The 10,366-nt window shown below is 63.2% G+C and carries 8 protein-coding genes; 7 read left to right on the forward strand and 1 reads right to left on the reverse strand.

What is annotated here, in order from left to right; genetic code table 11:
* Positions 1–18: 18 nt before the first annotated feature.
* Positions 19–666 carry a DUF4136 domain-containing protein gene (locus AC6LJY_RS25815; protein ID WP_104143229.1) on the forward strand — a complete coding sequence of 216 codons (648 nt, stop codon included), beginning with the start codon at positions 19–21 and terminating at the stop codon, positions 664–666.
* Positions 667–753: 87 nt separating this feature from the next.
* Here AC6LJY_RS25815 and AC6LJY_RS25820 read toward each other — a convergent pair whose 3' ends face one another.
* On the reverse strand, positions 754–1,137 hold the full coding sequence (locus tag AC6LJY_RS25820) for an H-NS histone family protein (RefSeq protein WP_104143230.1): 384 nt from the start codon (positions 1,135–1,137) through the stop codon (positions 754–756).
* Between the two features lie 813 nt (positions 1,138–1,950).
* On the opposite strand from AC6LJY_RS25820, the gene tldD reads away from it, so the two are divergent.
* From tldD to glcF, 6 genes are all read left to right on the forward strand, one after another.
* The gene (gene tldD / locus AC6LJY_RS25825) at positions 1,951–3,411 is read left to right on the forward strand and encodes a metalloprotease TldD (protein ID WP_498137072.1); all 1,461 of its coding nucleotides are present in this window, start codon (positions 1,951–1,953) and stop codon (positions 3,409–3,411) included.
* A gap of 276 nt (positions 3,412–3,687) precedes the next feature.
* Positions 3,688–4,761 carry a 3-deoxy-7-phosphoheptulonate synthase AroG gene (gene aroG / locus AC6LJY_RS25830; protein WP_046805537.1) on the forward strand — a complete coding sequence of 358 codons (1,074 nt, stop codon included), beginning with the start codon at positions 3,688–3,690 and terminating at the stop codon, positions 4,759–4,761.
* A gap of 130 nt (positions 4,762–4,891) precedes the next feature.
* Entirely contained in the window at positions 4,892–6,301 is a 1,410-nt protein-coding gene (locus AC6LJY_RS25835) for an FAD-binding oxidoreductase (protein WP_498137073.1), read from the forward strand.
* A 171-nt stretch (positions 6,302–6,472) separates the two neighbouring features.
* Positions 6,473–7,972: an FAD-linked oxidase C-terminal domain-containing protein gene (locus AC6LJY_RS25840; protein ID WP_046805535.1), complete on the forward strand. Its 1,500-nt coding sequence runs from the start codon at positions 6,473–6,475 to the stop codon at positions 7,970–7,972.
* Positions 7,973–7,984: 12 nt separating this feature from the next.
* Positions 7,985–9,091 carry a glycolate oxidase subunit GlcE gene (glcE, locus tag AC6LJY_RS25845; protein WP_498137074.1) on the forward strand — a complete coding sequence of 369 codons (1,107 nt, stop codon included), beginning with the start codon at positions 7,985–7,987 and terminating at the stop codon, positions 9,089–9,091.
* 3 nt (positions 9,092–9,094) lie between these two features.
* Positions 9,095–10,330 (forward strand): glycolate oxidase subunit GlcF, encoded by a 1,236-nt coding sequence (gene glcF / locus AC6LJY_RS25850; RefSeq protein WP_498137075.1) that lies wholly within the window; start codon positions 9,095–9,097, stop codon positions 10,328–10,330.
* The last annotated feature ends 36 nt before the right edge of the window (positions 10,331–10,366 follow it).

The raw sequence follows: 10,366 nt of genomic DNA on the forward strand, positions 1-10,366 counted from the left end.
CGCAACAGGAGTCGCAAAATGTTCCGAAAGTCGTTGTTCAGTGTGGGCCGTTGGGCAGGATTAACGGCTGTGGCGGCAACGCTGGCACTGACCGGTTGCGCCGCGCCGTCCGTTTCCGCGCGGGTGACTTCGTTCCAGCAATGGCCTACCGGCGTTGAAGGGCAGACTTACCAATTTGTGGCCGCGGATCCGAATCAACTGAATAATCTGGAATACCAGTCCTATCAGGACATGGTGCGCGCCGGCATCGGTGCAACGGGTTTGGTCGAAGCCCAGCCCGGCGCCAAGGGGCGTTTTGACGTGTCATTTACCTATGGCACCAGCCAGACCCAGGTAATGGTGCGCCGCGCCTACGATCCCTATTTCTACGGCGGCTACGGCTATGGCGGATATGGCGGTTTCTACGGGCCTCGCCCCTGGGGTGGCGCCTATGGGTACTGGGGGCCGGAATGGGTCGATGTGCCAATGGCGGTGCAGCGCAACACACTAAGCTTGAAGATTCGGGACACCCAACGTGGGGGTGCCGAGGTTTACCGTTCCACGGCCTTCATACTTAGTCAGGGCGATGATTTCATGCGCACGATGCCCTATCTGGTACGCGCGATATTCGACAATTTCCCCGGGAATAATGGGGCGGAACGCGAAATTCAGTTCCCCGTTCAGTAAGCCCTGACGGCGCTTCGACGCTGAATTCCAAAATAAATCGGCGCACCAGATTGGTGCGCCGATTTATTTCTTACTACAGAATAGGTTTTATTCTTTGATAAGAAAGCTGTCGCGTGTCGCGCCACCGGCTTCTTCAGCCGCGAGCCAGCGCGGGGCTTTGCCACGGCCGCTCCAGGTTTCGCCCGTTTGCGGGTGACGATACTTCGGGGCAACGGCACGCTTGGCGGCGGTGGCGGGGCGTGCAGCCGCGCCAGCCTTGCGTCGGCCACCGGGGGCCACGCGCGCGGGCTTGCCCGAACCGTATGCCGCAATGATTTCTTCCGGGGTGATGTCGTATTCGCGCATGGACGTGATGATGGAGGTGATCACGGGCTTGCGACGCTTCGTTTGGAGGACTTCCGCCTTCTTTTGAAGCTTGTTGATTTCCTTCTCGATCTTTGCTTGCAGAGCTGCGTATGTTTCTCGGGCCATGGTTTATTCCTGATTATGGAACTGCTTTAATCGCCGGCGAAGTAATGTTTAATTGTTGTGCTTCGCATAATACATAAATTGCGGCTTGACTTCTCTATTTTCGAGCTAATTACTTTGTATCAAAAGAGCCGCAAGGCCTGACGGTATGCGGGCCTCGGGCAGGAACAAGTTTTGGGAAGGATATTCCCAAATTTAGGACGATTTGAAACAGACGCGAATTTGGTTCACAAGGCGGACGAATCCCGCAAACAGGGGCTGTTCCCGGCGTCATTTGTTTCAATTAGCGAAAGAATCGCGTTTTGTGACAGCCTCCGCCGGGTTTATGTTGTTGGTCGTGGACGATTTAAAGCCGGGCCATGCCAGCCCCCGATTTATGAGCCAAGGAGGGTGACCGAATTGACACTTTCGTTGCCTCGATGCGGCCGCCATGCATTTTGGCATTGCCTGCTCAGCGGATTGATATGGTGAATTAGGGTGTCTTCCGGGCCGAGTTTCCGCATTTTGATCAGCGCTTGTCAGACCAATCCTGGGTATTTCCCACTCTTGTATGCCAAGAGCCTAGGAGTCGTTCAACTGCGTTCCGGAGCGGCTCCCCAACTGTTATGTGGTGAAACAATATTTAGTTGTTTTGCTTAACTTGATACTTCATTCGATGTCCCCATATTTATTCACGCGTGAATAATCTTTCACCCCTCGGCAGTGGCCGCCTTGCCAAAGTCGGGACGAGGGGGGCCGGTCAGCGGTACGATACGGTCTTGTGCATCCACGCAACGCGTGCGCCCGTGCCGCGCCGATGCCCCCTGAATAGAGCCTATGAAAATCACTGATCCCGCTATTGCTTCCCTTGCCACCGCCAAATCGCTTTTGCTTGACCCCTGGGGCCTGACCGAAGCGGATATGGCGCGTGCCCTGGGTGAGATCTTCACCCACAAGGTCGATTACGCCGACCTGTACTTTCAGTACACGCGCAGCGAGGGATGGAGTCTGGAAGAGGGCATCGTCAAGACCGGCAGCTTTTCCATCAGCCAGGGCGTCGGCGTGCGTGCCGTCAGCGGCGAGAAAACCGCCTTTGCCTATTCCGATTCCCTGTCGGCCGACGCGCTGCTGTCGTCTGCCCATGCCGTGCGCGGCATTGCCCGGCGCGGCGCCGGCAAGGTCAAGGTGGCCGCCCAAGTCGAAGCCGAAATGGGCCGCAGCCTGTACGCCGACATCGACCCCGTCGCCACGCTGAGCGCACCGGAAAAGGTGGCGCTGCTGGAACGCATCGAGCGCATGGCGCGTGCACGCGACCCGCATGTCATCCAGGTGATGGCCGGTCTGGGTGCCGAATATGACGTCGTGCTGGTGGCCGGCAGCGATGGCCGTCTGGCCGCCGACGTGCGCCCGCTGGTGCGCCTGTCGCTGACCGTGATCGCCGAACGCAACGGCCGCCGCGAAATGGGCCATGCCGGGGGCGGTGGACGCTTGGGGCTTGCCTACTTCACGGACGAAATGCTGCAAGGCTATGTCGAACGTGCCGTGCATGAAGCCATGGTCAACCTGGAAGCGCGCCCGGCGCCCGCTGGCGAGATGACGGTGGTGCTGGGGGCCGGCTGGCCCGGCATCCTGCTGCACGAGGCGGTGGGCCACGGGCTGGAAGGCGACTTCAACCGCAAAGGCTCCAGCGTGTTTTCCGGCCGCATCGGCGAACGCGTGGCATCCAAGGGCGTCACCGTGGTCGACGACGGCACGCTGCCCGACCGCCGCGGTTCGCTCAACATCGACGATGAAGGCAATGCCACCCAGCGCAACGTGCTGATCGAAGACGGTATCCTGCGCGGCTACATGCAAGACACGCTGAACGCGCGTCTGATGAAAACCGCCGCTACCGGCAACGGCCGCCGCGAATCGTTTGCGCACCTGCCGATGCCGCGCATGACCAACACGTACATGCTGGCCGGCGACAAGCCTGCCGAAGAAATCGTGTCGTCGGTCAAGCGCGGCCTGTACGCCGTCAATTTCGGCGGGGGCCAGGTCGACATCACCAGCGGCAAGTTCGTGTTCTCGGCATCCGAGGCCTACATGATCGAAGACGGCAAGGTGACCTACCCGGTCAAGGGCGCCACGCTGATCGGCAACGGCCCCGACGCCATGACCCGCGTCACGATGATCGGCAACGATCTTCAGCTGGATTCCGGCGTGGGTACTTGCGGCAAGGACGGCCAGAGCGTGCCGGTGGGCGTGGGCATGCCGACCGTGCGCATGGAAGGGCTGACCGTGGGCGGTACCGCCTAACGTCAAATCGGGCCGCCACCGTCGCCAAAAAACGATGTGACGGCCCGAAAGTTTTGTGCTAGAGTCGTTTCCCATGAAATTCGCGTCCCCCGCCTTTACCTTTTATTTTTATGGTTTTCTGAAGCCGCTGGCGGAGGAAGGGACGCACTCAATCTGAAGTTTGGAAAGAATCCCCCCAAAAAGCCGCCAGCGAACTGGCGGCTTTTTTTGTGCCGCCGGGATCGGAAACCACCGATCGGAGATGGACCCGTTGGCGGGCAACCCAGGAGCAGTACCGTGTCACACAATACCGACGACCTTCGCATCCGAGAAATCAAGGAACTGAATCCGCCCGCGCACGTGATGCGCGAGTTTGCATGCACCAAGGAGGCGGGCGACACCGTGTTCGCTGCCCGCCAGGGCATGCACCGCATCCTGCACGGCATGGACGACCGCATGATCGTCGTGATCGGCCCCTGCTCGATTCACGACACGCGCGCCGCCATTGAATACGCGAAGCGTCTGAAGCCGGTGCGTGACCGCCTGAGCGCCGATCTGGAAATCGTGATGCGCGTGTATTTCGAAAAGCCGCGCACCACGGTGGGCTGGAAGGGCCTGATCAACGACCCGGATCTGGACGGCAGCTTCGACATCAACAAGGGCGTGCGCGTGGCCCGTGAACTGCTGCTGGATATCAACAGCCTGGGGTTGCCGGCCGGTTGCGAGTTTCTGGACATGATTACGCCGCAGTACATCGCGGATCTGGTCTCCTGGGGGGCGATCGGGGCACGCACGACGGAGAGCCAGGTGCACCGCGAACTGGCGTCCGGCTTGTCGTGTCCGGTGGGGTTCAAGAACGGCACGGACGGCAATGTGAAGATCGCGGTCGACGCGATCAAGGCTGCGTCGCAGCCGCACCACTTCCTGTCGGTGACCAAGGGCGGGCATTCCGCGATTGTGTCCACCGCCGGCAACGAGGACTGCCACGTCATCCTGCGCGGCGGCAAGACGCCGAACTACGACGCGGCCAGCGTTGACGCCGCCTGCCAGGACGTGTCCAAGGCCGGCCTGGCCCAGCGCATCATGGTGGACGCCAGCCACGCCAACAGCAGCAAAGACCCCGAAAACCAACCCCGCGTCATCGACGACGTGGCGCGCCAGATGGAAGCGGGCGACGCCCGGCTGATCGGCGTCATGGTGGAAAGCCACCTGTTGGGCGGGCGCCAGGACATGGTGCCGGGCAAGCCGCTCGTGTACGGCCAGAGCATTACCGACGGCTGCATCGACTGGGACGCGTCGGTTGCCGTGCTGGAGCGCCTGGCGCACGCGGTGCGCGAACGCCGCCGCGTTGCGCTGACCTCGGGCAAGTAAGCGGCCGGTCACGCCGGCGCGCCGCACGCCGTCTTCCTGGGGCGGTTTGCGGCGCAGCATGCGTGGCGGCGTAGAATATTCGGATTAACGAACCCGCGCTCGCCGCGAATTCCCCGAGAACACGCTGATCATGAATGCTCCCTTGCACGCTGAAACGTTGCGCCGTCCGGTGCCGGCCGCCTGTCTGGACGCCTTGCGCGCGCGCTTTGGCGACCGCCTGTCTGAATCCTCGGCCGTGTGCGAGCATCACGGCCGCGACGAGTCCCCGTATCCCGCCATGCTGCCTGACGCCGTGGTCTTCGCGCACAGCACGGAAGACGTGGCCGCGGTGGCCAAGCTGTGCAACGAACACCGTGTTCCGTTGATTCCCTATGGCGCCGGCTCGTCGCTGGAAGGCCACATCCTGGCGATCCAGGGCGGCATCAGCCTGGACTTGTCGCAGATGAACAAGGTGTTGGCGATCAACGCCGAAGACCTGACCGCCACCGTCCAGGCCGGCGTCCTGCGCAAGCAGTTGAACGAAGAGATCCGCAGCACCGGCTTGTTCTTCCCGATCGACCCGGGCGCCGACGCCAGCCTGGGCGGCATGGCCGCCACGCGCGCCTCCGGCACCAACGCCGTGCGCTACGGCACCATGCGCGAAAACGTCATGTCGTTGACCGTCGTGACGGCCGATGGCCGCATCATCCGCACGGCCGGCCGCGCGCGCAAATCGTCGGCGGGCTACGACCTGACGCGCATCTTCGTCGGTAGCGAAGGCACGCTGGGCATCATCACCGAAGTCACCGTGCGGTTGTACCCGCAGCCCGAAGCCGTGTCGGCGGCCGTCTGCAACTTCCCCACGCTGGACGCCGCCGTGCAAAGCGTGATTGAAATCATCCAGATGGGCGTGCCGATCGCGCGCGTGGAATTCATGGACGCCGCCAGCGTGCGGTCGGTCAACCAATACAGCCAGTTGAGCCTGCGCGAAACGCCGCTGCTGGTGTTCGAATTCCATGGCAGCCCGGCCGGCGTGCAGGAACAGGCCGAAACCGTGCAGGCGATTACCGCCGAACATGGCGGCATGGACTTCGAATGGGCCGAGCGTCCCGAAGACCGCAGCCGCCTGTGGACGGCGCGCCACAATGCCTATTTCGCGGGCCTGCAATTGCGTCCCGGCTGCCGCGCCAGCACCACCGACGTGTGCGTGCCGATTTCGCGCCTGGCCGATTGCGTGCGCGACACCGTCGAGGAACTGGAACGCGCCAGCTTCCCGTACACCATCGTCGGCCACGTGGGTGACGGCAATTTCCACGTATTGATGCTGCTGGACGCCGACAATCCGAAGGAATGGGAAGAGTCGGAAACGATCAACCACAACCTGGTTCGCCGTGCGATCGCGGCGGACGGCACCTGCACCGGCGAACATGGCGTGGGCTTGCACAAAATGCAATTCATGGCGGAAGAGCATGGCGACGATGCGCTGGATCTGATGCGCAGCCTGAAGCACGCGTTTGATCCGAACAACATTCTGAATCCGGGCAAGATCGTGTCCTGGTAAGACATCAAGCGGGCCGCGCGCCTTGCTGAAGCCGACGGTATTGCCGTCGGCTTTTTTACGCGTGCACCGCGCGCAATTACTGCTGGTTACGAGTCGGGCACGGCGTTTATCCCATGGATGCGGGTAAATCCCGGCCTGTTTTCATAGTGCGCTCGCGCTATTGTTGCGCTCATGAATTCACTGGTCGAAACCGGCCTGGCACAAGTGCAGGCGCCTTATTCTTTGCAGCAGCTCATCGAGGCGTTGTCGGCCGCGTTGCCCGCGCACTGCGTATTGTTCCGCGAAGAAGATACCCGTCCCTACGAGTGCGACGGCCTGTCGTTGTATCGCGCGCTGCCGGCCGTGGTGGCCCTGCCTGAAACCGAAGAACAAGTGCAAGCCGTCATGCGGATCTGCAAGCGGCTGAATGCGCCGCTGGTGGCGCGCGGCGCGGGCACGGGCTTGTCTGGCGGCGCCATGCCGCATAGCCAGGGCGTGCTGCTTGGCTTGTCCAAATTCAATCGCATCAAACATATCGACCTGGCCAGCGCCACTGCCATCGTGCAGCCCGGCGTGCGCAACCTGGCCATTTCCGAAGCGGCCTCGCCCTATGGCCTTTATTACGCGCCCGATCCGTCCAGCCAGATCGCCTGTTCCATCGGCGGCAACGTGGCCGAGAATTCCGGTGGCGTGCATTGCCTGAAGTACGGCCTGACCGTGCACAACGTGTTGCGCGTGCGGGTCGTCACCATTGACGGCGACATCGTCGAGCTGGGCTCCGAGGCGCCCGATGCACCCGGGCTGGATCTGCTGTCCGTCTTCATCGGATCAGAAGGCATGTTGGGCGTGGTCACCGAAGTGACGGTAAAGCTCATCCCCAAGCCCGCTTGCGCGCAGGTGGTGATGGCCAGCTTTTCCAGCGTCGAGGCGGCCGGCAATGCCGTCACGCAGGTCATCGCCGCGGGCATGATTCCTGCTGGGCTCGAGATGATGGATCGCCGCGCCACGCATATGGTCGAACCCTTTGTGTGCGCCGGCTACGATCTGGATGCGCAAGCCATCCTGCTGTGCGAATCGGACGGCACCCCTGACGAGGTCGCCCACGAAATCGCGCGGATGGAAGCGGTGTTTCGCGATGCCGGTGCAACGCGTTGCCAAGTGTCCACGTCGGAAGCCGAGCGGCTGAAGTTCTGGGCGGGACGCAAGAACGCGTTTCCGGCGGCCGGCCGCGTGTCGCCTGATTATTACTGCATGGACGGCACGATTCCGCGTCGCCACCTGGCGCGGGTGCTGGGCGCCATCGAGCAAATGGAAGACGAATTCGGCTTGCGATGCGCCAACGTTTTCCATGCAGGAGACGGCAACCTGCATCCGCTGATTCTGTTCGATTCGAACAAGCCGGACGAGGTCGAGCGCGCCGAGAAATTTGGCGCCGCGATTCTTGAGCTGTGCGTGCAGGTAGGAGGCACCGTGACCGGAGAGCACGGTGTGGGTATGGAGAAAATCAATCAAATGTGCGTGCAATTCTCTCGCGAAGAACTCGACGCGTTCCTGGCGGTCAAGCGGGCGTTCGACCCGCCGTGCCTGCTGAATCCTGAAAAAGTCATTCCGACGCTGGCCCGCTGCGCCGAATACGGCAAGATGCACGTCCATGCGGGCGAGTTGCGGTTCCCCGATCTCGCCCGTTTCTAGGACGCATCCCCTATGGATTTTGTCCTGTCGGAATTGTGCGACCAGGTCATGACGGCTCGTGCCGGCCACAAGCCGTTGTTTGTCATGGGCGGCGGCAGCAAGGCGTTCTACGGCAACTATCGCCCGGTCACGCCGCAAGACGGCCACTGCCTGCTCGACATGACGCCGTATCGCGGCATCGTCAGCTATCACCCCTCCGAGCTGGTGGTGACCGTACGCGCCGGTACGCCGTTGGCCGAGCTTGAAGCGGTGTTGGCCGAGAACGGGCAGATGCTGGCGTTTGAACCGCCGCACTTCGCGGCATCGGCAACCGTGGGCGGTTGCGTGGCGGCGGGGCTGTCCGGGCCGCGCCGCATGAGCGCGGGCGCATTGCGCGACTTCGTCCTGGGCACCCGGCTGCTGGACTCGGAAGGGCGCATGCTGTCGTTCGGCGGCGAAGTCATGAAAAACGTGGCGGGGTACGACGTGTCGCGCTTGTTGGCGGGGTCGCATGGCATCTTCGGCGCGATTCTTGATGTGTCGATGAAGGTGGTGCCGCGCCCCATGGAAGAACTGACGCTGGTACTGCCCGCCACGCAGGCGCAGGCGTTGGCAAGCTTTGCCTTGTGGCGCGGCAAGCCGTTGCCCATTTCCGCCACCAGCTGGACGGGCGACGATGACGGGGGCGATGGGCTTATGCACGTGCGGCTGTCAGGCGCGCCGCCTGCGCTGGCCAGCGCGCGCCACGTCATCGGCGGGGACGCGCTGTTACCGGATGCCGCGCTGGTGTGGTGGCGCTCGTTGCGCGAGCAGACGCACCCGTTTTTTCACCCCGGCCGGCCTTTGTGGCGCCTTGCGCTGCCGCCCACCGCCGCTGCGTTGGGCCTGGGGCCCACATTGATCGAGTGGGGGGGCGGCCAGCGTTGGCTGTCCGGCCAACGTGACGCCGCTGAGCTTCGCGAAATCGCCGCGCGGCTGGGCGGGCACGCCACCTTGTTTCGCCCCGGCAACAGCAAGCCACCGGTCGACGGGGTATTTCATCCGCTGGCGCCCGGCGTCGCGGCGATCACGCGCCGGCTCAAGCAGGAGCTTGACCCGGCCAGCCTGTTCAACCCCGGCCGCCTGGTTCTGGAGCTATAGCGCATGCAAACCAACCTGGCATCCTGGGCCCGCGATACCGACTTGGGCAACGAAGCCGACGCCATCTTGCGGCGCTGCGTCCATTGCGGTTTCTGCACCGCCACCTGTCCCACGTATCAAGTGCTGGGCGACGAGCTGGACAGCCCGCGCGGGCGTATCTATCTGATCAAGCAGGTGCTGGAAGGCGCCGAGCCCACGCAGTCCACGCAACAACACCTGGACCGTTGCCTGACCTGCCGCAATTGCGAAACCACGTGCCCGTCGGGCGTTCAGTACGGGCACCTGATCGACATCGGGCGCAAGATCGTGGACGAACGCGTGCCGCGTTCATGGGCCGACAAGACCAAGCGCAACCTGTTGCGTCGTGCGATGTTGTCGCCCATGTTCGCGCCCGCGATGAAAGCGGGGCAGGCGATGCGCGCCATGCTGCCCGAGGCGCTCAAGCGCAAGGTGCCCGAGCGCCGTGATGCGGGCGCCTTGCCCGTTGTGTCAGGGCATGCACGCCAAGTGCTGATGCTGACCGGCTGCGTGCAGCCGGCCATGATGCCCACCATCGACGCCGCCACCATCCGCGTGCTGGATGCCGTGGGTATCGGCGCGCGGCTGGCCCCAGGTGCGGGGTGTTGTGGCGCGGTCAGTTTTCATCTGGATGCGCAAGACGCCGCGTTGGCGCAGATGCGCGCCAATGTGGACGCGTGGTGGCCGCTGATACAGGGTGGGGCGGTGGAGGCCATCGTCATGAACGCATCCGGCTGCGGCGCGATGGTCAAGGAATATGCGCATCATTTGAAGCATGATCCTGCCTACGCGCAGAAGGCCGCGGATATCGTTGCGCGCGTCAAGGACGTGGCCGAAATTGTCGCCCCGCATGCCGCCAAGCTGCGTGCGCGTTTGCCCGCCGGCGCGCGGGCCGCGTATCACCCGCCCTGCACCTTGCAGCATTGGCAGGGCCTGCGGCCGCTGTCCGAGCAGTTGCTGGTGGATCTGGGTTTCGATTTGCAGCCGTTTGCCGACAAGCACCTGTGCTGCGGCTCGGCGGGTGCGTACTCGGTGCTGCATCCGGATATCGCGTTGCAGCTGCGCGACCGCAAACTGACGGCCATTGCCGCAGGCGGGCCCGACGTGATCCTGTCGGCCAACATCGGCTGCATCGGCCATCTGCAAAGCGGCACCGACACGCCGGTGCGGCATTGGGTGGAAGTGGTGGACGACCAGCTGCGCCAGGCGGCGGCGGCGTAGGTACAGAAAGGCGCCGGCCCGAAGCACGGATGAAGG

The sequence above is a fragment of the Achromobacter sp. RT286_PF genome (assembly GCF_059760425.1).